We start from the raw sequence: 24359 nt of genomic DNA, 5'->3' as shown, positions 1-24359 counted from the left end.
ATCCCGGCAGAATCGTTTCACGTTTCATTGACACCTCCCTCACAGCCCTTTGACCGTTCAAGGTGCAATCTCGACGCCAATATCCAGCCTCTCCCTGAACGGTCGCCCGAGCATGTCCCTACTGCGTTATATCTCTGTGATGGGCCTATCGCTGATCGCATTTTTCAACCTGACACCGGTATTCGCTGACGACACTGCTTTGCCTCGCCCCGCAGAGTGGGCTCAATCAGTCGAGGTGCAATACAACCTCTATCAAATGTCCCCGACGCTCTATCGCAGCGCATTGCCGGACCGGGGAGCGGTGCCGTTGCTGAAAAGGCTCAAGGTCGCAACCGTTATCAACTTCCTGCCCGAATCGGATTCACGCTGGTTATCCACACCAGGTATCGCACAGGTACAGCTGCCTTATCGCACCAATCACGTGGATGATGCGGACGTACTCAAGGCCCTTCGCACGATTCAGACCGCCGAAGCCAAAGGCCCTGTGCTTATGCACTGCAAGCACGGCTCTGATCGCACCGGCCTGATGGCCGCAATGTACCGGGTGGTTGTGCAGGGTTGGAGTAAGGAAGACGCGCTGAATGAAATGACCCAAGGCGGCTTTGGTGACAGCACGCATTTCAAGGATGGTGTGCGTTACATGATGCAGGCCGATATCGACAAACTTCGTACGGCGCTGGCCAATGGTGATTGCAGCACCAGTCCGTTTGCCAGTTGTTCGATGAAGAACTGGTTCAAATCGGCCCATGTCGAGTGAGTAATACCTCCCACTGCATTGCGCAGTGGAAGGTGATTTTCGGTACTCAGTGTTGCTCGTCTGGTTTCTTCTTCAACTTCGGGTTCGGGAAAAACTGCACGGCCTGAACCTTGGCGTCCGGCACCTTGAGTGCCGAAGTATTGACCCGCGTGCCCAATTCCTTGGGCACCGACAGGCCTTGTTCATTCAGCGTGTCGGAATAACCGCAGGCCACGCACTCGCGATGCGGAACTGTGTTTTCGCTCCACATCATCAACTTGTCCGGCTCGCTGCAGGCCGGGCAGACCGCCCCGGCGATAAAGCGTTTTTTGGTAATCACAGGTCCCTCACTCATGCTGCTGCGTCCTCACTCAGGCCGCTGTGGCGCAAGAGTGCGTCAATCGATGGTGCACGGCCACGGAAGTCGACGAACAGCACCATTGGTTCCTGAGAACCGCCCCGCGCCAGGATCGCTTCGCGGAAGGCGCGACCGGTCTCGGCATTGAGCACGCCGTCTTCTTCGAATTTCGAGAAGGCATCGGCCGACAGTACTTCAGCCCACTTATAGCTGTAGTAACCCGCCGCGTAACCACCGGCAAAGATGTGGGCGAAGCTGTTGGGGAAGCGGTTGTAGGCCGGCGGACGCATGACCGAGACCTCGTCACGCACGCCTTCGAGCACTTGCAGCACGCTGCGGCCGTCGCCGTGGGTGGCGTGCAATTCGAAGTCGAACAGCGAGAACTCCAGTTGGCGGACCATCATCAGGCCGGACTGAAAGTTCTTCGCCGCGAGCATTTTTTCCAGCAGATCCTGAGGCAATGGTTCGCCGGTTTCGTAATGACCGGAAATCAGCGCCAGACCTTCCGGCTCCCAGCACCAGTTTTCCATGAACTGGCTTGGCAGCTCGACCGCATCCCAGGCCACGCCATTGATACCAGACACGCCTGCATGCTCGACGCGGGTCAGCAGATGATGCAGGCCATGACCGAATTCGTGGAACAGGGTGGTCACTTCATCGTGAGTCAGCAGGGCCGGTTTGCCGCTGTCGGCCGGGGTGAAATTGCACACCAGGTTCGCCACCGGGCTTTGCAGCACGCCATTGATCGTGCGGCGATGATCGCGGGCGCCGTCCATCCAGGCCCCGCCGCGTTTGTTGGCGCGGGCATACAGGTCGAAGAAGAAACGACCGACGTGCTGGCCGTTTTCCTTGATTTCGAACAGGCGAACGTCCGGGTGCCAGGTGTCGAAGCCCTTCAGCTCGGCGATCTCGATGCCGTACAGGCGCTGGACGATGCTGAACAGCCCACCCAGCACCTTGTCGATCGGGAAGTACGCGCGAAGGGTTTCCTGGGCGACGCTGTAGCGTTGTTCGCGAAGTTTTTCACCGTAGAAACCGCTGTCCCAGCTTTGCAGGTCCGGGCAACCTTGTTCGGCGGCGTAGGCCTTGAGCTGTTGCAGATCCTGGGCGGCGAACGGCTTGCTGCGTTTGGCCAAGTCGCGCAGAAAACTCAGCACCTGATCGTTGGACTCGGCCATTTTGGTGGCCAGGCTCAGCTCCGAGAAGCTGGTGAAGCCCAATAGTTTTGCCAGTTCCTGACGCAGGTCGAGAATTTCTTCCATGACCGGGCCGTTGTCATTCTGACCGGCATTCGGGCCTTGGTCCGACGCACGGGTGCAGTAGGCGGCATAGACTTCTTCACGCAGGGCGCGGTCCTGGGCGTAGGTCATCACCGCGTAGTAACTCGGGAATTCCAGGGTGATCAACCAGCCATCCAGCTCTTTGGCTTGTGCGGCGGCGGCCATTTGCGCCTTGGCCGACTCGGTCAGACCGGCGAGGGCGGCTTCGTCGGTGACGTGCTTGGTCCAGGCCTGGGTGGCGTCGAGCAACTGGTTGGAGAAGCGGCTGCCCAGCTCCGACAGTTTGCTCTGCACGTCGGCATAACGTTTTTGTTCGGCTTCAGGCAGGTCGATACCCGACAGACGGAAGTCGCGCAAAGCGTGTTCCAGGATGGTTTTCTGCGCCACATCGAAACCGGCGGCCTCAGGGCTGTTGGCCAGCGCTTCATAGGCTTGAAACAGTTCACGGTTCTGGCCCAGCTCGGTGGCGTAGGCGCTCAGGGCCGGCAGGCAGGACTCGTAGGCTTCGCGCAACTCGGCGCTGTTGCACACGGCATTGAGGTGGCTGACCGGGCTCCAGGCGGCGCCCAGACGATCGTTGAGCTCATCCATCGCCAGCACCAGGCCGGCCCAGGTCGGTTGTGTGCCCTGGATTTTCAGGATGTCGACGATGGCAGCGCGGTTGTCAGCCAGGATCTTTTCAATGGCCGGTTGCACGTGTTCGGCACGGATCGCCGAGAACGGCGGCAGGTCGTAGGACTGCAGAAGAGGATTGTTCACGCTCACGGTTGGCACCTTGGCTGGAAAACATGCGGGAAGAAACATGGCCCCATCTTAATTACAATCGACGCTCACCGCAGCTATCAGCAAAAGAGAGAGAGCCTATCGTGACCCTTCGCAAGTACCAGAACCACACGCCGCTGCTGGGCAAAGGCGCCTTTGTCGACGGCTCGGCGGTGGTGATCGGCGACGTCGAAATCGGCGAAGACAGCTCCGTCTGGCCGCTGACAGTGATCCGCGGCGACATGCACCGCATCCGAATCGGTGTGCGCACCAGCGTGCAGGACGGCTGCGTGTTGCACATTACCCACGCCGGACCATTCAACCCCGATGGCTTCCCGCTGCTGATCGGTGACGATGTGACCATCGCGCATAAAGTCATGCTTCATGGTTGCGCCGTGGGGAACCGGATTCTGATCGGCATGGGCAGCATCGTCATGGACGGCGCGGTAGTCGAGGACGATGTGATCATCGGCGCTGGCAGCCTGGTACCCCCGGGCAAGCGCCTGGAAAGCGGTTTCCTCTATGTTGGTAGCCCGGTGAAACAGATCCGGCCGCTGACTGACAAGGAAAAAGCCTTTTTCACCTACAGCGCGGCGAACTACGTGAAGCTCAAGGATCTGCATCTGGCTGAAGGCTACGACCAGCTCTAAGCCGCTTGATAATGGAAAGTGCCTCCCTATTGCCCAGGAATTTTCATGCATTACCAAACCGTACTGTTCGACCTCGATGGCACGCTGACTGACCCGCGTGAAGGCATCACCCGCTCCATCCAGTTCGCCCTGAGCAAACTGGGGATCGATGAACCGGACCTGACAAGGCTTGAACATTTCATAGGCCCGCCGTTGTTGCAGGCGTTCATGCAGTTCTACGACTTCGACGAGCCCAAGGCCTGGGAAGCCGTGAACTTCTATCGCGAGCGCTTCAAGGTCACCGGTCTGTATGAAAACCGCGTGTTCGACGGCGTCACGCCGCTGCTGGAAACCCTGGCTGGGCAAGGGCGACAGCTGTACATCGCGACTTCCAAGCCATGGGTTTTCGCCCGGGAAATCGCCCGGCACTTCGACTTCGCAAAGTATTTCAAAGTGATTTACGGCAGCGAGCTGGATGGCACGCGGACCAACAAGGTCGAGCTGATTGCCCACTTGATGAGCGAAGAAGGCCTGGACCCGGGTAATACGCTGATGATTGGCGACCGTAAACACGATCTGATCGGCGCCCGCAGCAATGGACTGGACGCAGCGGCGGCGGGTTATGGGTTTGGCAGTCGGGAAGAATTGAGCGCAGAAGCCCCGGCGTATCACTTCGAGACGCTGGAGCAGATGCATCAGGCGTTTTTGCAGCGTTAGTTGAATTGCCTTCGCGGGCAAGCCTCGCTCCCACAGGGTTTTATGTCTGGCCAAAGGGCATTGGCATACACCGATCTAATGTGGGAGCGGGCTTGCCCGCGAAGAGGTCCGCTCAGCCACCGGACCTCGCTGATCCGGCCAACACTTTCAACGCCGCCTTACGCTCCCCGACCGGTAACGCGCCCAATTTCTCCACCGCCGCATAAAACCTCACCCAATCCCCCTCGACCTGTCTGAATAGCGCGGCAAACGCCGGCACCCATTGGTCATACAAACCAAACGGCAACAGTCGAGCATTGTTCATCGGGGTGTTGATCCAGGCATCGTAGCGTTTGTTCCCCGCCCATTGGCTGTCGCGTAGCGTCCGGTATTCACGGCGCAATTGTTCGAACTCTGCTGCTTTTCGCTCGCGCATTTGCTCGGCAGGAAGCGGCAAGGCGTAAAGCTGTTCCAGTCTCTTGCGGGCGTCCAGAACCAATTGGATGAACTGATCGCGTTGCTGCTCCAACGCTCGGTTATCCGGTGGCAGGCCACGGAATGCACGCCATTGGCGAGTGCCCTCCTGCTCGACGAAGGTGGCGAAGGACTCGTTGAACTCGGTGTCGTCTTTCACATAAAAACGTTGATGGGCGAGTTCGTGGAAAATCAGCGTGGCCAACCGTTCGTCGCCCCAACCCATCATTGAGCTCATGATCGGGTCGTTGAACCAACCGAGCGTCGAATAGGCCTCGACGCCGCCAATCGACACGTCCATACCTTGCAATCGTTGCAAAGCGGCCTCACCGCGGGCAGCACTCTGGCTGTAATACCCGCGATAGGCGACGCAGCCTGCGATTGGGAAGCAATGGTTCTGCGGCTTCAGCGAAAACTCCGGCGTAGCAAAGACGTTCCAGACTACAAACGGTCGGCCAATGTCGGCATACAGGCGGTAGCTCTGGTTGTCCGGCAGGTGCAGGTGTTGGCTCGCAAATGTCCGGGCCTTTTGTGATTGGGCCAGATGCGCGCGCAATTGCTGATCGCGACCGGGATCGGCAATCACACTGGAAACCGGCTCCCGTGCCCGCAGCAAGTGCAGCTGACCACTGGCCAATTGGCCGTAATAGCTGATGCTGGTGCAGCCGTTAAATAACAAAAGAAGCATCCCCGGAAACAAAATGCGTAAAACGCGATCAAGTAACCCAAGGCTTGGACGCGGCCTGATCAAAATGAATCATCCCTGGAAAGTCTGCCCGCAAGACTATCCCGCCTATTGGAGCTCCGCTATGCGCAAGTTGATGCTGACGGGAGGCCTGCTGATGCTGGCCGGTTGTGCTGGACTGCCCACCCCTGATCCTTCGCAGGCATGGATCGATCTGGATTCACGGCAGGAAGACACCGCGCTGCAAGCGGTGGAAGTCGATGACAAGGCTTCCATCGATAAGCGCTACTTCGAGGTGCAGCCGGGCAGCCATGAGCTGACGGTTCGCTACCTGTTTGCAGTCCAGCCGACCAACATTGGCCCCGACGCCGAGCCGCTGTGGCGCGACTGCCAGTTGAATGTGAAATTCAAGGACTTCAACGCCGGTCAGCGGTATCAGCTGCAAGCGGGGTATATCGGCTTTCGGCCGTGGGCGAAGCTCTATGATCAACAGCGAAAAGTGATTGGACAGGGCACACCGGCAGGCTGCCAACGTACTTGATCGACGCTATGCTGAATGATCAGTCCTTGGGAAATTCATCATGCGCAGGTTGTTGCTGTTGCTCGCTGCAGGCGCCTTTGTCGGTTGCACGAGTCCGTTACCGGCGGTCAATCCGCAGATGGCCTGGGTCGACTTCGCTACGCCGAGCCCCGGCGGGAAACTGCTGATGGCCGATCGGCTGGACAATCAGCGGCTGAGCGACGGGCGTTACTTCCAGGTCACCCCGGGTAGCCATGAACTGAGAGTACGTTTCGATTTTGAAGTATTTGGTGGTGGCTCGGGCTTGATGAATGCTCCGCTGGAGCGGCTGTGCTACCTGACCATCAACTACGACCATTTCGAGGCCGGCCAGCGTTACCTGCTGGAAGCGCGTTCTATAGCGTTCACTCCCAGCGCCCGGCTCTACAATGCCAAGCGGGAAGTTGTCGCCGAAGATCGGCTGGCCAACTGCGTCATGTGAGACGAATCAACGGTCATTTTTTTGGTAGATGATTTTCTTGGTGCCGCCTTCGCATGAACCGACGACCATGTTCTGATCGTGCACTTCGTCGTTGGTGACGATTTCCAGGGTGTAGGACGAGACGTTATTGGACTGGATCTTGGCTTCGATCTCGGCTTTGAGTTCCTCACAAGATTTCGGTGCCGCGAGGGCCGATGTGGCCAGCGTGCAACAGATAACCGCCAAGGCAAAACGTTTCATGGTTGAAGCTCCCTTAAGGCAGCGCGCATGGTGATGCGCTGAAGCTGCTGTCATTTATTCGACCACAGTTTTGTCAGTCAGGTTATGTTTCAGGACAAAAAAAGACCGCAACCTGCGCAAGGGAGCCCGCGAAGGCTGCGATCTCAGCGAGCGTATCAACCATTATTATCAGCTGACCAACGTCGCATCCAGACTGATTTTCGCATTCAGCACTTTGGACACCGGGCAGCCTTCTTTGGCTTTATTGCTCAGTTCCTCGAATTGCGCCTGGGTCGCCCCGGGGATTTTCGCCTTGAGAATCAGTTTTACCGCGGTGATTGCAAAGCCTCCGTCTACCTGGTCCAGGGTAACTTCGGCAGTAGTGTCGATACTGTCGGCCTTAAGGTTGGCCTCGCCAAGAATCATTGAAAATGCCATGGAGAAACAGCCCGCGTGAGCCGCGCCGATCAGCTCTTCCGGATTGGTGCCTTTACCCCCTTCGAAACGGGCCTTGAAGCCGTAGGGGGCTTCTCTGAGGACGCCGGTTTCCGTGGAAATCGAGCCGATACCGGTTTTCAGATCACCTTCCCAATGAGCCGATGCTTTCTTTGTGATAGCCATGTCTGCCTCCTCAAGATCCGGCGCGAAACGTCGCGCCTTCGTGGTTTTCGGTTACCAGGGTTCTGAGGATAGACCGTCCGGCAAAGTTCACCTCATCTGATCGGTCCTCTAATCGCGTAGGATTTTTGTCTCTCCTATTGAAACTCGGGTATATGCCCTCATTGCATAGAACACGCTTATAGACTCGGCAGGTTTTCGTTCGTGAAAAAACCTGCTTACCCATTGGAGAAGCAGGTTTATGAAACGACTATCCGATATCAAGTTCTCGACCCTGGATCTGGTGCCCGTGCGGGAGAACGGCAGTGCGGCCCAGTCCCTGCACAATTCCCTGGACCTGGCGCAGCACGTGGAAAAATTCGGCTACAACCGCTTCTGGGTCGCCGAACACCACAACATGGACGGGATCGCCAGTTCGGCGACCTCGGTCCTGCTGGGCTATCTGGCTGGCGGCACTTCGACCATTCGTGTCGGGTCGGGGGGCGTGATGCTGCCCAACCACGCGCCACTGGTGATCGCCGAGCAGTTCGGCACCCTTGAAAGCCTGTATCCGGGGCGGATCGATCTGGGCCTGGGTCGCGCGCCTGGATCCGATCAAATGACCGCTCGCGCCTTGCGCCGTGAGCGCTCCGGCAGTGCCGATGACTTCCCGCAAGACGTGACTGAACTGATGCGCTACCTCGGCCCACGTACGCCAGACCAGCGGATCATTGCCATGCCGGGTACCGGCACCAATGTCCCGATCTGGTTGTTGGGTTCGAGCCTGTTCAGTGCGCAGTTGGCGGGTGAGCGCGGTTTGCCCTACGCCTTCGCTTCACATTTCGCACCGCGCTTCATGCATGAGGCGATTCGCGTCTACCGCAACCACTTCAAGCCTTCGGCGGTTTTGGATAAGCCTTACGTGATGCTCGGCGTGCCACTGGTGGCTGCAGACACTGATGAGCAGGCCGATTACCTGGCCACTTCGGTCTACCAGCGGATTCTCGCGTTGATGCGTGGCCAGAGCCTGGTGCAACGCCCGCCAGTGAAGACCATGGACGGTCTGTGGCTGCCCCATGAGAAAGAAGCGGTCGGTGATTTCCTTGGCCTTGCCATGGTCGGCAGCCCGCAGAAAATTCGCGCCAAGCTGGAAGTGCTGATCGAACAGACGCAGGCCGATGAGCTGATTTTTACCTGTGACCTGTACGAACATGCCGATCGCGTGCATTCCTATGAGCTGCTGGCGCAGGTCATGAAGGGCTGAGGCGCAAACAGCGCCTACAAAAAAGCCGACGTCATTGCGTCGGCTTTTTCATTTTCGAGAGCGGTCAGCCCTGCTTGTAGACGATTTGCCTGGAGCCTTTTTCACAGGTGCCAACGACTTTTCCGTCAGCAGCAGCGCCTTTATCGACGATCTCCAGTGTGTAATTGGAAACACCCTTGGCATCCAGTTTCGCTGAAATTTCGGCTTTCAGCTCGTCGCACGATTTGCCCTGGGCAAAGGCTGTTCCCGCAAGGCTCAACAAACCTATCGCCAAAATAAACTTCTTCATGGGGTGCACTCCCTGGTCGGATCAATAGGGGGAGCGCATCCAGCTATCGGCCGGACGCACTCACCACGTAGCGCTTTGCCATTCCCTATGGCATTCGGCCGGCGCGCAAGTTCAGAAGACTAGCTTAAGCTCAGCTACTGGCAATCCGGAAACCGACCTTGAGCGTCACCTGGAAGTGAGCCGCTTTGCCGTCCTTGATGTGCCCGCGGGTTTCGGTCACTTCGAACCATTCCATGTACTTCAGACTTTTGTTGGCTTCGGCCAGGGCATTGTTGATGGCGTCTTCAATGCTGGTGGTGGATGAGCCGACCAGCTCGACTTTCTTGTAGGTGTGATGGTCAGTCATGGCGTTCTCCTAAGGGTGTGAAATACAGCCTAGCAGTGATTTTTCTTATTTCTTCTGTCGACCAATCCGAGGGGAAGTTCAGATTTACTGCACTTTCTCAAACCCCTGAAGTCCCAACCAACACACGCAACTCAAACAATGCAGGAGATTCACCATGGCCAACACCTCGTTACGTAAAGCCTCATTGCAAAGCATGGAAGCCGAGATCGAGAGTCTGCTGAAATCGTTGGAAAGCCTGAAGGACGACGCCTCGGACGAATCGCGTAAAACCCTTAAAACGCTGAAAATCAACGCCGAAAATGCGCTGAAGCATTCGCGTCATCTGCTCTCCGATGCCTATGAAGAGGTCAAGGTCAAAACCCGTGAAACCGGGATCGCGACACGTGACTACGCCCAAGAACACCCTTGGACTACAGCCGGTGTCGCAGTCGGTGCGCTGGGTCTTTTGGCGGCCTATCTGCTGTGCAAACGCGGTAATTAAGATGCCTGGCGCAGCTCGTTTTTAAGCCACTGCGCCAATTGCCGAGCGCGCCCGTCCGCGGCGCGCTTGGGTAGCCACAACGCCAGTTGCGCCGGGGTTTCACAGAAACCCCATGGCGCAACCAGGCGACCGGCTTTCAAGTCTTCTGCCACCAGCGGCTCAGGCGCGATGGCCACACCCAGCCCGGCCACTGCCGCCTCCAGCAAATAATACAAATGCTCGAACCCCTGACCATACTTCAGCGCCTTGCCGTCGAGGCCGCTTTGCTGTGCCCAACTCGGCCAGGCTTGCGGGCGTGAGGTGGTGTGCAGCAAGGGTTCGGTCAACAGTGCGTTTGCCGGTGCGCTCTGCAGTCTTTCGTAACCGACGAATCGTGGGCTCATGACCGGGCCGATGCGTTCGCTGGCCAATTCGTAGACCTGCATGTCCGCCGGCCATGGCGGCTCGGCAAATACCAACAAAGCATCCAGACCGGGCCGCCGTGGATCGAGATCGCCTTCGCCAGCCGACAGGTGCAAACGCAGATCCGGCAGATCTGCATTGAGCCGCCCCAAACGCGGAATGAACCAGCGCGCCAGCAGGCTGCCCGAGCAGCCGAGCACGAACGGCGCATCGGCGGTGCTTTGGGTCAGTTCGGCGCAAACGCTGCGCAATCGCTCGAAGGCTTCACCGCTGACATCGCGCAAACGGACACCGGCATCTGTGAGTTTCAGGCCGCGTCCATCCTTGATGAACAGACTCACGCCGAGGTGTTCTTCCAGCACCTTGAGTTGTCGGCTGACCGCACCATGAGTGACGTGCAGCTGTTCGGCGGCCTGACTGACGCTGTTCAGGCGGGCAGTGGCCTCGAAGGCGCGAAGGGCGTTCAGCGGCGGAAGGTCGTGGCTCATGGAATCTGTGAGTTTTCCTGACAGGTTGTGGCGATCTTATCGGTTTTCAGTGCGGGATGTCAGGGGTAGAGTGAACCCCATCGTCACCTCTCGAATACAACTGGAGCGACCCATGACCCAGACTAATCTGCGCAACGGCCCCGATGCCAACGGCCTGTTCGGCGCGTTCGGTGGCCGTTACGTCGCCGAAACCCTGATGCCGTTGATCCTCGATCTGGCCCGCGAATACGAAGCGGCCAAGGAAGATCCGGCGTTTAAAGAAGAATTGGCCTACTTTCAGCGTGATTACGTCGGACGTCCAAGCCCACTGTATTTCGCCGAGCGTCTGACAGAGTTCTGCGGCGGCGCGAAGATTTACCTCAAGCGCGAAGAGCTGAACCACACCGGCGCGCACAAGATCAACAACTGCATCGGCCAGATCCTGCTGGCGCGGCGCATGGGCAAGAAACGCATCATCGCTGAGACCGGCGCTGGCATGCACGGCGTGGCGACCGCCACCGTGGCTGCGCGTTTCGGCCTCGATTGCGTGATCTACATGGGCACCACCGACATCGAACGTCAGCAAGCCAACGTGTTTCGCATGAAGCTGCTGGGCGCCGAAGTGATCCCGGTGGTTGCCGGTACCGGCACCCTCAAAGATGCGATGAACGAAGCCCTGCGTGACTGGGTGACCAACGTCGACAGCACCTTCTACCTGATCGGCACCGTGGCCGGCCCACACCCGTATCCCGCCATGGTTCGCGACTTCCAGGCTGTGATCGGCAAGGAAACCCGCGAGCAGTTGCAAGCCCAGGAAGGCCGTCTGCCCGACAGCCTGGTGGCGTGCATTGGCGGTGGTTCCAACGCCATGGGCCTGTTCCACCCGTTCCTCGATGACAAGAGCGTTGAGATCATCGGCGTCGAAGCTGCCGGTTATGGCATCGAAACCGGCAAGCACGCGGCCAGCCTGAACGGCGGCGTACCGGGTGTGCTGCACGGCAACCGTACCTTCCTGTTGCAGGACGACGACGGCCAGATCATCGACGCTCACTCGATCTCTGCCGGCCTCGACTATCCAGGCATCGGCCCGGAACACGCCTGGTTGCATGACATCGGCCGCGTCCAGTACACCTCGGTGACCGACGATGAAGCCCTGGATGCGTTCCACAAATGCTGTCGTCTGGAAGGGATTATTCCTGCACTGGAAAGCGCCCATGCCCTGGCCGAAGTGTTCAAACGCGCACCGACGCTGCCGAAAGATCACCTGATGGTGGTCAACCTGTCCGGGCGTGGCGACAAAGACATGCAGACCGTGATGCACCACATGGAACACTCTCAACAAGAGCAATCCAAGCAGGAGAAACACTGATGAGCCGCCTGCAAACGCGTTTTGCCGAACTCAAGGAACAGAACCGCGCCGCCCTGGTGACCTTTGTGACCGCTGGCGATCCGAGCTATGACACGTCTCTGGCGATCCTCAAAGGCTTGCCGGGAGCGGGTGCCGACGTGATCGAGTTGGGCATGCCCTTCACCGATCCAATGGCCGATGGCCCGGCGATTCAACTGGCCAACATTCGTGCCTTGGGCGCCAAACAGAACCTGGCGAAAACCCTGCAAATGGTTCGCGAGTTCCGCGAAGGCAATAGCGAGACGCCGCTGGTGCTGATGGGTTACTTCAACCCGATTCATATGTACGGCGTGCCGCGTTTCATCGCTGAAGCCAAAGAGGCCGGTGTCGATGGCCTGATCGTGGTCGACTTGCCGCCCGAGCATAACGCCGAGCTGTGCGACCCGGCACAGACAGCGGGCCTGGACTTCATTCGCCTGACCACTCCGACGACTGATGATGTGCGCTTGCCGACTGTATTGAACGGCAGTTCCGGCTTTGTTTACTACGTGTCGGTGGCGGGTGTGACCGGTGCGGGCGCGGCGACTCTGGAACATGTCGAAGAAGCCGTCACCCGTCTGCGTCGCCATACCGATCTGCCGATCAGCATCGGTTTTGGTATCCGTACTCCAGAGCAAGCGGCGTCCATCGCGCGTCTGGCTGACGGTGTGGTGGTGGGGTCGGCGCTGATCGATCACATCGCTAATGCCTCAACACCGGATCAGGCTGTGGAGGGCGTACTCAGCTTGTGTGCAGCCTTGTCCGAAGGCGTGCGTAAAGCACGGGTCAGCTGAAGGTAAAGTTCCTGATACAGAGGAATTAGAGCCTCGCGGCACAGACTAAACAGCAAGACCGAGGGCTTCAGGACTACGTTCTGGAGCCCACAAAAAGATCGCAGCCTTCGGCAGCTCCTACAGGGGAATGCAATACCTCTGTAGGAGCTGCCGAAGGCTGCGATCTTTTGCTTTCAGGGCAACTCCAACCCACCCGCGGCCTTGTGCAGCTTGCGCAAATGTTCGCCAACCTGCTTCAGGTTAGCTTCGTTGGCGGCCATCTCGGCGGCACGGCTCGGTTCGAGCAGTGCTCTGACTTCTTTGTCCAGATCCCCGGTCAGCGCTTGCAGCTGCTTCTGGCGCAGGTTGCTTTCCGACTGCAGACGCGTCCACTCGTTCGGTTGCGGCAAACCATAACCACCGGTGCTGCCGAGCAGTTCGGCCGGACGGCTGAGGAAGCCGCTGTTGGCGAGAATCTCCTGCAAGGTCGCATTGGCCTTATCCATGCCGCCATTCTTCAATTCCCGAGCGCCCAGATAACGTTGCTTCACTTCGTCCTGAGCCAGCACCATCTGCTGACGGAAACTGGCCTGCTCCAGCAGCAGTAACGCCGCACTGGTGCGCAAATCAGCCTGATCAATCCATTTGCGACGCTCTTCAGCTTTCAAGGACAGCCAGTCCTCGACCTTGTCCTGCTTGATCGGTAAATGCTTTTTCAGCACTTCGAACATCGCTTGATAACGCTCGCGGAAGGAGTCGAAGCGATAGCCCAGGCGCAGTGCTTCGCGGGGATCATCCAGCACGCTGGTGTCTGCCAATCCGCGGCCCTTGAGCACTTCCAGCAAACCGTTGGGCATGATGCTGTCGAGGCCGACCAGTTGCGCATTGTTGGTGCTGCTGCGCAGTAATTTCAGGCCTTCTACCGCGCAGTTGTTGGACAGGAAAAAATAGTTGCCGTCGTAACTCCAGTGCATTTCCGCGGCGTGTTCCACCACGTTTTCGACCTCGCTGTGCGACAGGTTCAGCGGCACCGATGCCAGGCTGCGCAATTCGGTTTTGGTGTATTCGTCGATCACCTGGGCCAGCGGCAAGACAAATAGGCGCGACGGATATTTACCCACCAGTCCATCCCAGCTCGACAGCTGTAGGTCACCGACGAAGGCGCGGTAGGACAACACCAGATGCTGATCCAGATCCAGTCGACAATCCGGCCCACGTGGCCGACCCGGTGCACAGATCACCAGTCGCAGCATGCTGTGGCCCCAGCGGCTGACCCAGTTCTGGTTGGCTTCGGCCAGAAGATAGTCAACCGCGTAAACCCGCTCCGGATCGACTTGGCCCAAGGGCTGCTTGGCGAAGTCGTTACCCGCATTGAGGAAGGCGAATGATTGGGCGCATGTGTCTTTGGCGGCGGGCGTCCAGCCGAAATGTTCTTTGTAGTAGCGATACAGCGCAGGACGACGGCAGGCATAGCTTGGGTCGAGAAGGAAGTACTCCATGTTGACCGCGACGAACTCCTTCGGGCTGCTCGTCTCGTAGATGTCCGGGCTGCGGGCAATCTGCCGGTTGTGTTGTTCGCGCTCGCCGCGCCGACCGACGTATTGCGGCCAGCCGGCCAAATCCAGCAGACGAGGGTCATCGCTGAGGGTCCAGCGTCGCTCCGTCTGCCCACGGCATTGGTCGGGGATGCCGATCAGCCCGGAGCTGTTGTTACGTTGCTTGCAGCGCTGAATCAGCGTGCGCTCGGCGTCTGGCCACAGACGCGCACGGTCATAAATATGGGTGAGTTCGTGCAACACCGTGGCGAGCATTTCCCGGCGGACGGTGCCGTGGGGACGATACGTTTTTTGGGTCGCTGCGCTGCCATTCGTGAGGCTGGCGAGCAAATTGCGATTCATGTCGAGCTCGGACACCAGCGACGCCTGGCCGTAAGCATCGCTCGGCATGTCGTCGGTCCAGCCGACGTCAATGCGCCGGTCCAGTTGCTCAATGAAGCGCGGCGGTAACGCCTGCATGGCTTCATCGAGCAGCGCCTGACTGGCCTGCTGTTGCGCGGGGCTCAGACCGTCGGTCTTGAGCCGTAGTTGCAGGCTGGCCTGAGCTGTGTTGCCAAGCAGCAACACAACCCCGGCCAGCAGCCAGGCGCCGAGCGACTTCACAGTGCGAGAATGGCTTCGGCGAGAACCTGATCACTGGCGTCGCGGGCTTCCGGCACGCGAGTGCGCAAGGTGTCGAAGGCCGCTTCCAGGTGCGCACCACGGATTTCACCCTCGCTGGCGACGAAACTGGCTGCATCGTCGTGGGCTTCACGGACGATCTTCGAATCGCGGATGGACGTGGTGGTGTCGGAAGTGAAATCAAGCGTGCGTTCGGAAGCACGAATGATGATGTTACTGGTGGCTACCAGGGTTTGCGCCTGGGCCACATTGGCCAACAACAGCAGGCCAAGGGTGGCAGCAATCAGCGGGCTACGCATGGAACGACTCCGGAGGAACAAGGGATAACTATTGGACGAGAATTGCTTGCGCCAGTTCAAGGTCGCTGGCGTGAAGTTTTGGCTGGGTCCGGCGCAGGTAAATCAACGCGGCCTCCAGTTGTGATCCTCGCAGTTGACCGCCACTGGCAATGAACGCGGCAGCGTCATCCCGGGCGGCGATCAGCAGTTTATGGTCGAAGGGCGCGGAGGTCACCATGCTGGTGGCATAACCACTGGCCACGGTGCCTTGCGTAGACAGGTTGAAAGCATCGAAGGCATGGGCCGACCCCGACCAGCAAGCCGCAAGAAAAACCGCAGTGATCGAAATACTTGAAAGAAAACGCATGAGACTCGATAGCTAAAAGCGAGTCCCAAGGCTAGCGCAATGCCCGGGCTAGAGCCAGCGTCGAAACATTGGGACACGACGGGCGTGCCCCACTTCAGAGCTGTCGCTTAGATCGTCAGGATGGCCTGGGCCAGCTGTGCATCGGTCGCATTCAGTTGTGGAGCCTGTTGGCGGATATGGTCGAGAGCACTTTCCAGTTTTACACCACGAATGGCGCCTTCACTGGCAACGAAGCTAGCGGCATCGTCACGGGCTGCACGGACGATTTTGTCGTCGCGAAAGGAAGACGAGACATCCGACGTTGCATCAGAGGACGCCTTCAGTCCACCGACAATGGAGTCGGTGGTCACGATAAAGCTGGTGGCGTGGGAATTGGCAGCAACGGCAAGCAGGGCGGCAGCGCTGAGCAAACGAAGACGGGACATGGGGTAGCTCCTTTGGATAGACCGATTTAGAAGTGGCTCAGGATCAGACGCCTGTCGTAAAGCGATCGCCACGTTCTATCTGGATATTAGGCCTGTGCATATCGGTTAGAACAGTCCCTGTCTGCCAAGGGAGGAAATTAGCGCCAGAACGGTTTGTCCACTTCGTTGAGGCGCTCGGCATGGCTGATGCCCAGATCCGAGAGCTGTTGATCATTTGAGTTGGCCCAGCAACCGTCGGGTTCGAGCCTACGCCTGTGGCCAGACACACTCCGATGAAATTGTACTGGTTCAATTTATTGGATGTATAAACTGTACCTATTGAGGGTTATGTCTTCTGTACGGCCCAATGTGAACGCTCCAAAACGACAAAACCCGTCGTGGTTTCCCACGACGGGTTTTGTTTGTTCAATTCGGGTTGCTGGCGGTGGATCCGGAGGATCAGAGCCAGCGACGCTAACTTAGCGCCAGAACGGCTTGCTCAGCTCTTCGTAGCGTTGTGCTTCGCTAATCCCTGCGTCAGCCAGCAGACGCGAATCCAGACGAGCCAGTTGATGGCGGCTGGAGATGCGGCGCTGCCACAGCATCAGGTTGGCGATAACGCGCAGAGGCATGGAAGCCTGGGTTTTTGCAGCAGTATCTTCGAAGAACAGTTCGGAACTGAGTGTACGTTCCATGGTTGACATCCTTCCGCTTATGGCGGGATTAGGTAGTGGTTTAACTGATGCCAATGATCCTCTCGTTTGGCCAGGCTCTGTAGATACAGTTCACCTGTATTGTGAGAGACCAGTTAACTGTTAAAAGGCAGTGTACTGGTCGAAATTGAGGCAACTGTACCTATGCGCACCAAATAGGTGCATTTTTGATAGTTTCAACGCAAAAGGTAGGTGAATGCCGTAGGAAAAGACCGGTACAGCAGTACAGTTTTTGACGTGATGGAGCGTTGTCACCGCGAGCTGACGAAACTGTGTTTGCGTCAGCTGCAATCTGTATCAATTACACCACCAGCATGCGCCCGGTTTCTTCCAGGTTTATGTGCCAACTCAGGGCGTCGCGAAGGATGTGTGGGGTATGCCCGCCGACTGCGCAAGCGGCAGTGAAGTAGTCATTCAAGGCTGGTCGATAGTCCGGGTGAACGCAGTTGTCGATGATGACCCGGGCGCGCTCACGCGGTGCCAGACCACGCAGATCGGCCAAACCTACTTCGGTCACGAGAATGTCCACGTCATGTTCTGTGTGGTCGACGTGGCTGACCATGGGGACCACGCTGGAAATCGCGCCCCCCTTGGCAATCGACTTGGTGACAAAGATCGCCAAGTGCGCATTGCGCGCGAAATCGCCGGAGCCGCCGATCCCATTCATCATCCGAGTGCCGCAGACGTGGGTGGAATTGACGTTGCCGTACAGGTCGAACTCCAGCGCCGTGTTGATGCCAATGATGCCCAGGCGCCGCACTACTTCGGGATGGTTCGAGATTTCCTGGGGGCGCAGGACCAGCTTGTCCTTATAGTGCTCCAGATTCCCGAACACATCGGCATTACGCCGGCTCGACAGAGTGATCGAGCTGCCGGAAGCAAAGCTCAGCTTGCCGGCGTCGATCAGGTCGAAAGTCGAATCCTGCAGCACTTCGGAGTACATGGTCAGGTCTTCGAACGGCGAGTCGATCAAGCCGCACATCACCGAATTGGCGATAGTGCCGATACCGGCTTGCAGCGGGCCGAGCTTGTTGGTCATGCGCCCGGCAGCCACTTCTTGTTTGAAGAAATCGATCAGGTGATCAGCAATGGCCTGAGTGTCGCTGTCCGGCGGCAGGACAGTGGATGGCGAGTCGGACTGGTTCGTAATCACGATCGCGACAATTTTTTCCGGCGGTATCGGGATGGCGGTGCTGCCGATGCGGTCGTCGACCTTCACCAACGGAATCGGGGTGCGGGTCGGCCGGTAGGTCGGGATATAGATGTCGTGCAGGCCTTCGAGATTCGGGTTGTGCGCCAGGTTGATCTCGACGATCACGTGCTTGGCGAAAATCGCGAAGCTGGCCGAATTGCCTACCGAGGTGGTCGGCACAATATGGCCCTGCTCAGTGATTGCCACGGCTTCGATCACCGCGATGTCCGGTAGCTTGAGTTGTTGGTTACGCAGTAACTCTACGGTTTCCGACAGGTGCTGGTCGATGAACATGACTTCGCCGGCATTGATCGCCTTGCGCAGGGTGCTGTCCACCTGGAACGGCATGCGTCGCGACAGTACGCCGGCTTCAGTCAGTTGTTTGTCGAGGTCGTTGCCCAGGCTTGCACCGGTCATCAGGGTGATTTTCAGCGGCGCGACCTTGGCACGCTCGGCCAGGGCATGAGGCACAGCCTTGGCTTCGCCGGCTCGGGTAAAGCCGCTCATGCCGACGGTCATGCCGTCCTGAATCAGAGCGGCAGCCTCGGCGGCGCTCATCACCTTATCCAACAACGAAGGCAAGCGAATACGGTCACGGTACATGGATTGTTATCTCGGGCAACGGAAGCAAGGTACGCAGTCTAGTGAATTTGATCAGTGTCCGTCCCGCTACCAAGGTCGCATTCGGGCTGTCTATTCTGGGCCTTTCAGACAAAACACCGTTACAGGATCGGTAACAGCCACAAACAAAAACGCCCCGACGAGTCGGGGCGTTCAGGTTACCGAAGGTTATTACTCGACGGCTTTAACCATGTCTTCGATGACTTTCTTGGCATCGCCGAAAACCATCATGGTCTTGTCCAGGTAGAACAGCTCGTTGTCCAGACCAGCGTAGCCGCTGGCCATCGAGCGCTTGTTGACGATGATGGTCTTGGCTTTGAACGCTTCGAGAATCGGCATGCCGGCAATCGGCGATTTCGGATCGTTCTTGGCCGCCGGGTTAACCACGTCGTTGGCACCCAGCACCAGCACCACGTCGGCCTGACCGAACTCGGAGTTGATGTCTTCCATCTCGAACACCTGATCGTAAGGCACTTCGGCCTCGGCCAGCAGTACGTTCATGTGCCCAGGCATCCGACCCGCAACCGGGTGAATCGCATACTTCACGGTCACACCACGGTGGGTCAGCTTCTCGGTCAGCTCTTTCAGAGCGTGCTGTGCCCGAGCGACCGCCAGGCCGTAGCCTGGAACGATGATCACGGTGTCGGCGTTGGTCAGCAGGAAGGTCGCGTCGTCGGCCGAGCCGGATTTCACCGGGCGGGCTTCCTTCGAACCTGCTGGGCCTGCAGAGTCTGCCGTATTGCCGAAACCGCCAAGCAGCACGTTGAAGAACGAACGGTTCATCGCCTTGCACATAATGTACGAGAGGATCGCACCGGACGAACCGACCAGCGAGCCGGCAATAATCAGCATCGAGTTGTTCAGCGAAAAGCCGATACCCGCTGCTGCCCAGCCGGAGTAGCTGTTGAGCATCGACACCACGACGGGCATGTCTGCACCGCCGATCGGGATGATGATCAGCACGCCCATCACGAAGGCCAAGGCCAGCATCAGAGCAAACGCGCTTAGATTGCCGGTCAGCATGAAGGTGATGCCGAGTGCCAGCGTCGCCAGACCCAGCAGCAGGTTCAGCTTGTGCTGACCGCTGAACTGTACGGGTGCGCCCTGGAACAGGCGGAACTTGTACTTGCCCGACAGCTTGCCAAACGCGATCACCGAACCAGAGAAGGTGATTGCACCGATGGCAGCGCCGAGAAACAGTTCCAGGCGGTTACCGGCAGGAATCGAATCCCCCAGTTCCTTGACGATGCCCAGCGATTGCGGCTCGACCACCGCCGCGATGGCGATGAACACTGCAGCCATACCGATCATGCTGTGCATGAAGGCGACCAGTTCCGGCATCTTGGTCATTTCAACGCGCTTGGCCATGATCGAACCGGCGGTGCCGCCGACCAGCAGACCCACGATGACGTAACCGATGCCGGCAGTAGCACTGCCTTGCTCAAAAGAGAGCGCGCCCAGCTTATAGATGAGGCCGATAGTAGTGAGGATCGCCAACGCCATGCCGAGCATGCCGTAGACATTGCCGCGCCGCGATGTGGTTGGGTGCGACAGGCCTTTGAGGGCCTGGATGAAGCAGATCGACGCGATCAGGTAGAGCGTCGTTACCAGATTCATGCTCATTACTTGGGCGCCTCTTCTTTTACGGCTTTCGGGGCTTTTTTCTTGAACATCTCAAGCATTCTGCGAGTTACGAGGAAACCACCGAACACGTTCACCGCCGCCAGAGCTACCGCCAGGGTGCCCATGGTCTTGCCCAGTGGGGTCACGGTCAAAGCTGCCGCCAGCATGGCGCCGACGATCACAATCGCCGAAATGGCGTTGGTCACCGCCATCAACGGCGTATGCAGTGCAGGTGTAACGTTCCACACCACGTGATAACCGACATAAATCGCCAGCACGAAGATGATCAGGTTGTAGATACCGGGGGAGATAAGCTCTTCCATCGTCTGAATCCCTGCTTAGGCGTTTTTGCGGATGACTTGGCCGTCGCGGCACATCAGGCACGCGGCGACGATGTCGTCTTCGAGGTTCACTTCAAACTGGCCTTCTTTGTTGAAGACCAGCTTCAGGAAGTCCAGCAGGTTGCGCGCGTACAGTGCCGAAGCATCTGCCGCGACGGCGCCGGCCAGATTGGTCGGGCCGCAAATGGTCACGCCATTCTCGACGACCACCTGATCAGCCACTGTCAGCGGGCAGTTACCGCCCTGGGCTGCCGCGAGGTCGATGACCACGGAGCCTGGCTTCATCTGTGCCACGGTTTCCGCGCTCAATAGCGTCGGCGCCTTGCGGCCCGGGATCAGTGCAGTAGTAATGACGATGTCAGCCTGCTTGGCGCGCTCGTGCACGGCCAAGGCTTGGCGCTGCATCCAGCTGGCCGGCATGGGGCGTGCGTAACCGCCGACACCGACGGCGCATTCGCGCTCTTCATCGGTTTCGTACGGCACATCGACGAATTTCGCACCCAGAGATTCGATCTGTTCCTTCACGGCAGGACGCACGTCAGACGCTTCGATCACGGCACCCAGACGTTTCGCCGTGGCAATCGCCTGCAAACCGGCCACGCCAGCACCGAGAATCAGCACACGCGCCGCTTTCACGGTGCCCGCAGCGGTCATCAGCATTGGCATGAAGCGTGGGTAGTAGTGAGCAGCCAGCAACACGGCTTTATAGCCGGCGATGTTCGCCTGGGAGGACAACACATCCAGGCTCTGAGCGCGGGAGGTGCGCGGCGCGGCCTCCAGTGCGAAAGCGGTAATGCCGCACTCAGCCAGCTTGGCAATGGTTTCATTGCTGAACGGATTGAGCATGCCCACCACAACGGTGCCGCTTTTTATCAGCGTCAGTTCGCTGTCGCTGGGGGCGACCACCTTGAGAATCAGCTCTGCGCCAAATGCATCATTGGCACTGCCAATGGTCGCGCCTGCCGCTTCATAAGCACTGTCGACAACACTGGCGTTAATACCGGCGCCGCTTTGCACAGTGACTTTATGACCCTGGCCGATCAGCTTTTTGATGGTTTCCGGGGTTGCAGCAACCCGTGTTTCACCCGTCTGGGTTTCGAGAGGAACACCAATGTGCACGTCAAATCTCCTGCGTGATCTTATTGAGTAAACCCAGGCACTTCGGATGGTGCGGCTGGGGCGGCCGATCAGCACGATCCCGCTAAATCAGGGCGGGGCGCGGCATTTTGCAGGCGAACTTTGTGCCCTTCAAGGGATTATGACGGGTGACGGAAAATTAACTACAAGTCACCCCGTGACCGAATGTCGCACCGATCGGTGCAATCCCTTGCAGGCCGTGGCTTGTGAGGATTCTGTCCAAAATTCAAGAATTTACACATCGGCACGGTGAATGAGGTGTCATTGCCTTCCAATGGAGGCTCAAGGCCACGTATTCAGGCCTTTGTAGGACGTTTGTGCTACTCCTCAGTACAGTCTGCCAATATGCGACAAATACTTATATCTGTAGTGCTTTTGTTTTCCTGACTACGTGGTCAGCTAATAAGTGTGAGCCTTTATCCTTCTAGGCTGTAGCCTTGTGCCTGATTCACCAGCCAATCGCGAAATGCCTTTAAAGAGGCTGATTCGACCTTTCGCTCGGGAATCATCAGGTAGTAGGCCTTGATGCTCGATAGTGCCTGGGCGTTGGCAATCACCAGACGCTTCTCTGTCAATTCGCGCTGAATCAAGAACGGTGGAATCAGCGCGATCCCCATATCGTGCATTGCAGCTTGAGCAAGCATGGAGAATAGCTCGTAACGCGGCCCTGTCATGTCTCGCGGGATATTCAGGCTTTGAGAGTTGAACCACTGGCGCCAGGCATAAGGGCGTGTGGTCTGCTGTAGCAGGGGCAGTTCGGCGATTTCACTGGGGCTCAGGTTGGTTTTTTTGCCCAGTAACGTGGGGCTGCACACCGGCATCGGATTTTCGCCCATTAGCCTGTGCGACTCGGTACCCGGCCAGTCGGCGTCGCCGAAATAGATCGCGGCGTCGAAGTCGGTGTCGGCAAACAGGAAGGGGCGGGTGCGGTTGGTGAGGTTGACCGTCACTTCCGGATGTTTGTGCTGAAAATCCTTGAGTCGCGGCAACAGCCATTGAGTGCCGAAGGTGGGTACCACCGCCAGCTCGATCATGTTGGCGCCTTGCTGGCCCATCACTGACAAAGTATCGCGTTCAACCGCGTCGAGTTGGGTGGCCACTCGGCGGCTGTAGGAAAGCCCGGCCTCCGTCAGCTTCACTCCGCGCCGGGAGCGTCGGAACAGTTCGACGCTGAGGAACTCCTCAAGGCTGGCGATCTGTCGGCAAATCGCTCCCTGCGTGAGGGAAAGTTCCTGAGCGGCCTTGGTAAAGCTCTCGTGGCGCGCCGCAGCTTCAAAACTGATCAGGGCGGTTGTACTGGGGATCTTCCTGCGCATGTACGTCAACCTCACTAATACATCGCATATAGGCTATTTTCGCGACGTTACGGAGTGAGAAATTAGCACAACAGTATGCAAAATCCTCGTTTGTCGTGAAGCCAAACCCGGCCTAGGATCACTCCACGTTATTTGACCCGATTCGAGAGGACTCACTCATGGGCGGTAAAGCTAGCTTCAACTGGATCGATCCCCTGCTGCTGGATCAACAGCTCACTGAAGAAGAACGCATGATTCGCGACACGGCTCAGCAATTCGCTCAGCAGAAGCTCGCGCCGCGCGTTCTCGAAGCTTTCCGTCATGAGAAGACCGACCCGGCGATCTTCCGCGAGATGGGTGAAGTGGGTCTGTTGGGTGCGACCATTCCTGAGCAGTACGGTGGCAGCGGCCTTAACTACGTCAGCTACGGTCTGATTGCCCGTGAGGTCGAGCGTGTCGACTCCGGCTATCGCTCGATGATGAGCGTGCAGTCCTCGCTGGTCATGGTGCCAATCAACGAATTCGGTACCGAAGCACAGAAACAGAAATACCTGCCGAAGCTGGCCTCGGGTGAATGGATCGGTTGCTTCGGTCTGACCGAGCCTGACCACGGTTCCGACCCGGGCGCGATGATTACTCGTGCACGTAAAGTGGAAGGCGGCTACAGCCTCACCGGCAGCAAAATGTGGATCACCAACAGCCCGATCGCCGATGTGTTCGTGGTTTGGGGTAAGGACGACGCGGGCGACATTCGTGGTTTTGTTCTGGAGAAGGGCTGGAAAGGCCTTAGCGCTCCGGCGATTCACGGCAAGGTTGGCCTGCGTGCATCCATCACCGGCGAGATCGTCATGGACAACGTGTTTGTCCCTGAAGAGAACATCTTCCCGGATGTCCGGGGCTTGAAAGGTCCTTTTACCTGCCTTAACTCGGCGCGTTATGGCATTTCCTGGGGCGCGCTGGGCGCTGCCGAGTTCTGCTGGCACACCGCTCGCCAGTACACCCTGGATCGTAAGCAGTTTGGTCGTCCATTGGCGGCCACACAGTTGATCCAGAAGAAGCTGGCTGACATGCAGACCGAAATCACTCTGGCGCTGCAAGGCTGCCTGCGTCTGGGGCGTATGAAGGATGAAGGCACTGCTGCCGTCGAGATTACGTCGATGATGAAGCGCAACTCCTGTGGCAAGTCCCTGGACATCGCTCGCATGGCGCGCGACATGCTGGGTGGCAACGGCATCTCCGATGAGTTCGGTGTCGCCCGGCACCTGGTCAATCTGGAAGTGGTGAATACCTATGAAGGTACGCATGACGTCCACGCGCTGATCCTCGGTCGCGCGCAGACCGGCATCCAGGCGTTCTATTAATAGG

28 protein-coding genes and 1 pseudogene are annotated in these 24359 nt (G+C 58.2%); 10 read left to right on the top strand and 19 right to left on the bottom strand.

Translation table 11 applies throughout. The features are described 5' to 3' along the window. The first annotated feature begins 112 nt into the window (after nt 1–112). A complete protein-coding gene (locus tag AB7M26_RS04830) occupies nt 113–757 on the top strand; it encodes a phosphatase domain-containing protein (protein WP_123500547.1) in 645 nt (214 codons plus the stop codon). Between the two features lie 46 nt (nt 758–803). Here the strand turns inward: AB7M26_RS04830 and AB7M26_RS04825 are convergent, their stop codons facing one another. Together AB7M26_RS04825 and prlC are read right to left on the bottom strand one after the other, a co-directional pair. Continuing rightward, on the bottom strand, nt 804–1091 hold the full coding sequence (locus AB7M26_RS04825; RefSeq protein WP_123500549.1) for a YheV family putative zinc ribbon protein: 288 nt from the start codon (nt 1089–1091) through the stop codon (nt 804–806). Next, nucleotides 1088–3178, bottom strand: coding sequence for an oligopeptidase A (gene prlC / locus AB7M26_RS04820; RefSeq protein WP_185022244.1), 2091 nt, complete (start codon nt 3176–3178; stop codon nt 1088–1090). The genes AB7M26_RS04825 and prlC overlap by 4 nt, the downstream gene beginning before the upstream one ends. Nucleotides 3179–3240: 62 nt before the next feature. On the opposite strand from prlC, the gene AB7M26_RS04815 reads away from it, so the two are divergent. Both AB7M26_RS04815 and AB7M26_RS04810 read left to right on the top strand, forming a co-directional pair. Then, nucleotides 3241–3786: a gamma carbonic anhydrase family protein gene (locus tag AB7M26_RS04815; RefSeq protein ID WP_123500553.1), complete on the top strand. Its 546-nt coding sequence runs from the start codon at nt 3241–3243 to the stop codon at nt 3784–3786. A gap of 45 nt (nt 3787–3831) precedes the next feature. Further along, the gene (locus AB7M26_RS04810; protein ID WP_123500555.1) at nt 3832–4482 is read left to right on the top strand and encodes an HAD family hydrolase; all 651 of its coding nucleotides are present in this window, start codon (nt 3832–3834) and stop codon (nt 4480–4482) included. Between the two features lie 112 nt (nt 4483–4594). Here the strand turns inward: AB7M26_RS04810 and AB7M26_RS04805 are convergent, their stop codons facing one another. Continuing rightward, the gene (locus AB7M26_RS04805) at nt 4595–5686 is read right to left on the bottom strand and encodes an aminopeptidase (RefSeq protein ID WP_123500557.1); all 1092 of its coding nucleotides are present in this window, start codon (nt 5684–5686) and stop codon (nt 4595–4597) included. A gap of 58 nt (nt 5687–5744) precedes the next feature. On the opposite strand from AB7M26_RS04805, the gene AB7M26_RS04800 reads away from it, so the two are divergent. After that, nucleotides 5745–6161: a PA0061/PA0062 family lipoprotein gene (locus tag AB7M26_RS04800; RefSeq protein WP_008008024.1), complete on the top strand. Its 417-nt coding sequence runs from the start codon at nt 5745–5747 to the stop codon at nt 6159–6161. A 40-nt stretch (nt 6162–6201) separates the two neighbouring features. Further along, nucleotides 6202–6621, top strand: a complete 420-nt coding sequence (locus AB7M26_RS04795; RefSeq protein WP_123500558.1) for a PA0061/PA0062 family lipoprotein — start codon at nt 6202–6204, stop codon at nt 6619–6621. 6 nt (nt 6622–6627) lie between these two features. Here AB7M26_RS04795 and AB7M26_RS04790 read toward each other — a convergent pair whose 3' ends face one another. After that, a complete protein-coding gene (locus tag AB7M26_RS04790; protein ID WP_123500560.1) occupies nt 6628–6861 on the bottom strand; it encodes a DUF1161 domain-containing protein in 234 nt (77 codons plus the stop codon). A gap of 168 nt (nt 6862–7029) precedes the next feature. Beyond that, nucleotides 7030–7461, bottom strand: a complete 432-nt coding sequence (locus tag AB7M26_RS04785) for an OsmC family protein (protein WP_123500562.1) — start codon at nt 7459–7461, stop codon at nt 7030–7032. A gap of 238 nt (nt 7462–7699) precedes the next feature. On the opposite strand from AB7M26_RS04785, the gene AB7M26_RS04780 reads away from it, so the two are divergent. Continuing rightward, a complete protein-coding gene (locus AB7M26_RS04780) occupies nt 7700–8701 on the top strand; it encodes an LLM class flavin-dependent oxidoreductase (protein WP_123500564.1) in 1002 nt (333 codons plus the stop codon). 64 nt (nt 8702–8765) lie between these two features. On the opposite strand, the gene AB7M26_RS04775 is transcribed toward AB7M26_RS04780, so the two are convergent. Both AB7M26_RS04775 and AB7M26_RS04770 read right to left on the bottom strand, forming a co-directional pair. Further along, nucleotides 8766–8990: a DUF1161 domain-containing protein gene (locus AB7M26_RS04775; RefSeq protein WP_030129628.1), complete on the bottom strand. Its 225-nt coding sequence runs from the start codon at nt 8988–8990 to the stop codon at nt 8766–8768. Between the two features lie 130 nt (nt 8991–9120). Further along, nucleotides 9121–9336 carry a dodecin gene (locus tag AB7M26_RS04770; protein WP_007902773.1) on the bottom strand — a complete coding sequence of 72 codons (216 nt, stop codon included), beginning with the start codon at nt 9334–9336 and terminating at the stop codon, nt 9121–9123. A gap of 154 nt (nt 9337–9490) precedes the next feature. Between AB7M26_RS04770 and AB7M26_RS04765 the strand changes: the two genes are divergently transcribed. Further along, nucleotides 9491–9817 carry a DUF883 family protein gene (locus tag AB7M26_RS04765; RefSeq protein ID WP_007902771.1) on the top strand — a complete coding sequence of 109 codons (327 nt, stop codon included), beginning with the start codon at nt 9491–9493 and terminating at the stop codon, nt 9815–9817. Here the strand turns inward: AB7M26_RS04765 and AB7M26_RS04760 are convergent. Beyond that, on the bottom strand, nt 9814–10707 hold the full coding sequence (locus AB7M26_RS04760) for a LysR family transcriptional regulator (RefSeq protein ID WP_123500566.1): 894 nt from the start codon (nt 10705–10707) through the stop codon (nt 9814–9816). The two genes, AB7M26_RS04765 and AB7M26_RS04760, sit on opposite strands and share 4 nt — an antisense overlap. Nucleotides 10708–10819: 112 nt before the next feature. On the opposite strand from AB7M26_RS04760, the gene trpB reads away from it, so the two are divergent. Beyond that, nucleotides 10820–12055, top strand: a complete 1236-nt coding sequence (gene trpB, locus AB7M26_RS04755) for a tryptophan synthase subunit beta (RefSeq protein ID WP_007902766.1) — start codon at nt 10820–10822, stop codon at nt 12053–12055. Then, the gene (trpA, locus tag AB7M26_RS04750; RefSeq protein ID WP_123500568.1) at nt 12055–12867 is read left to right on the top strand and encodes a tryptophan synthase subunit alpha; all 813 of its coding nucleotides are present in this window, start codon (nt 12055–12057) and stop codon (nt 12865–12867) included. Before trpB ends, trpA begins: the two co-directional genes overlap by 1 nt. A 173-nt stretch (nt 12868–13040) precedes the next feature. On the opposite strand, the gene AB7M26_RS04745 is transcribed toward trpA, so the two are convergent. The 11 genes and pseudogenes from AB7M26_RS04745 to AB7M26_RS04695 all read right to left on the bottom strand — a co-directional run bounded on the left by AB7M26_RS04745 (nt 13041) and on the right by AB7M26_RS04695 (nt 23015). Then, entirely contained in the window at nt 13041–15005 is a 1965-nt protein-coding gene (locus tag AB7M26_RS04745; RefSeq protein WP_123500570.1) for a DUF7844 domain-containing protein, read from the bottom strand. Then, nucleotides 15002–15322 (bottom strand): DUF2388 domain-containing protein, encoded by a 321-nt coding sequence (locus AB7M26_RS04740; protein ID WP_007902760.1) that lies wholly within the window; start codon nt 15320–15322, stop codon nt 15002–15004. The genes AB7M26_RS04745 and AB7M26_RS04740 overlap by 4 nt, the downstream gene beginning before the upstream one ends. A gap of 28 nt (nt 15323–15350) precedes the next feature. Beyond that, nucleotides 15351–15668: a DUF2388 domain-containing protein gene (locus tag AB7M26_RS04735; protein WP_123500572.1), complete on the bottom strand. Its 318-nt coding sequence runs from the start codon at nt 15666–15668 to the stop codon at nt 15351–15353. A 107-nt stretch (nt 15669–15775) separates the two neighbouring features. Continuing rightward, nucleotides 15776–16093 carry a DUF2388 domain-containing protein gene (locus tag AB7M26_RS04730; protein ID WP_008067730.1) on the bottom strand — a complete coding sequence of 106 codons (318 nt, stop codon included), beginning with the start codon at nt 16091–16093 and terminating at the stop codon, nt 15776–15778. Between the two features lie 137 nt (nt 16094–16230). Further along, a pseudogene (locus tag AB7M26_RS04725) lies at nt 16231–16339 on the bottom strand (DUF1127 domain-containing protein); the annotation flags it as partial. A gap of 212 nt (nt 16340–16551) precedes the next feature. Next, entirely contained in the window at nt 16552–16767 is a 216-nt protein-coding gene (locus AB7M26_RS04720) for a DUF1127 domain-containing protein (protein ID WP_007902752.1), read from the bottom strand. A gap of 319 nt (nt 16768–17086) precedes the next feature. After that, nucleotides 17087–18580: an acetyl-CoA hydrolase/transferase family protein gene (locus AB7M26_RS04715; protein ID WP_123500574.1), complete on the bottom strand. Its 1494-nt coding sequence runs from the start codon at nt 18578–18580 to the stop codon at nt 17087–17089. Nucleotides 18581–18769: 189 nt separating this feature from the next. Beyond that, entirely contained in the window at nt 18770–20221 is a 1452-nt protein-coding gene (locus tag AB7M26_RS04710) for an NAD(P)(+) transhydrogenase (Re/Si-specific) subunit beta (protein ID WP_123500576.1), read from the bottom strand. Next, on the bottom strand, nt 20221–20544 hold the full coding sequence (locus AB7M26_RS04705; RefSeq protein ID WP_003187010.1) for an NAD(P) transhydrogenase subunit alpha: 324 nt from the start codon (nt 20542–20544) through the stop codon (nt 20221–20223). The genes AB7M26_RS04710 and AB7M26_RS04705 overlap by 1 nt, the downstream gene beginning before the upstream one ends. A 15-nt stretch (nt 20545–20559) precedes the next feature. Continuing rightward, on the bottom strand, nt 20560–21681 hold the full coding sequence (locus AB7M26_RS04700) for a Re/Si-specific NAD(P)(+) transhydrogenase subunit alpha (protein WP_123358427.1): 1122 nt from the start codon (nt 21679–21681) through the stop codon (nt 20560–20562). Nucleotides 21682–22115: 434 nt separating this feature from the next. After that, a complete protein-coding gene (locus AB7M26_RS04695; RefSeq protein WP_123500578.1) occupies nt 22116–23015 on the bottom strand; it encodes a LysR family transcriptional regulator in 900 nt (299 codons plus the stop codon). A 158-nt stretch (nt 23016–23173) separates the two neighbouring features. Between AB7M26_RS04695 and AB7M26_RS04690 the strand changes: the two genes are divergently transcribed. Further along, complete coding sequence (locus tag AB7M26_RS04690) at nt 23174–24355, top strand: acyl-CoA dehydrogenase (protein WP_030129615.1); 1182 nt, start codon at nt 23174–23176, stop codon at nt 24353–24355. Nucleotides 24356–24359 lie beyond the last annotated feature (4 nt).

Source organism: Pseudomonas sp. F-14 TE3482 (genome assembly GCF_053629455.1).
Note: the sequence above shows the minus strand (reverse complement) of the source record. Positions and strands in the feature narration are given on the sequence as shown.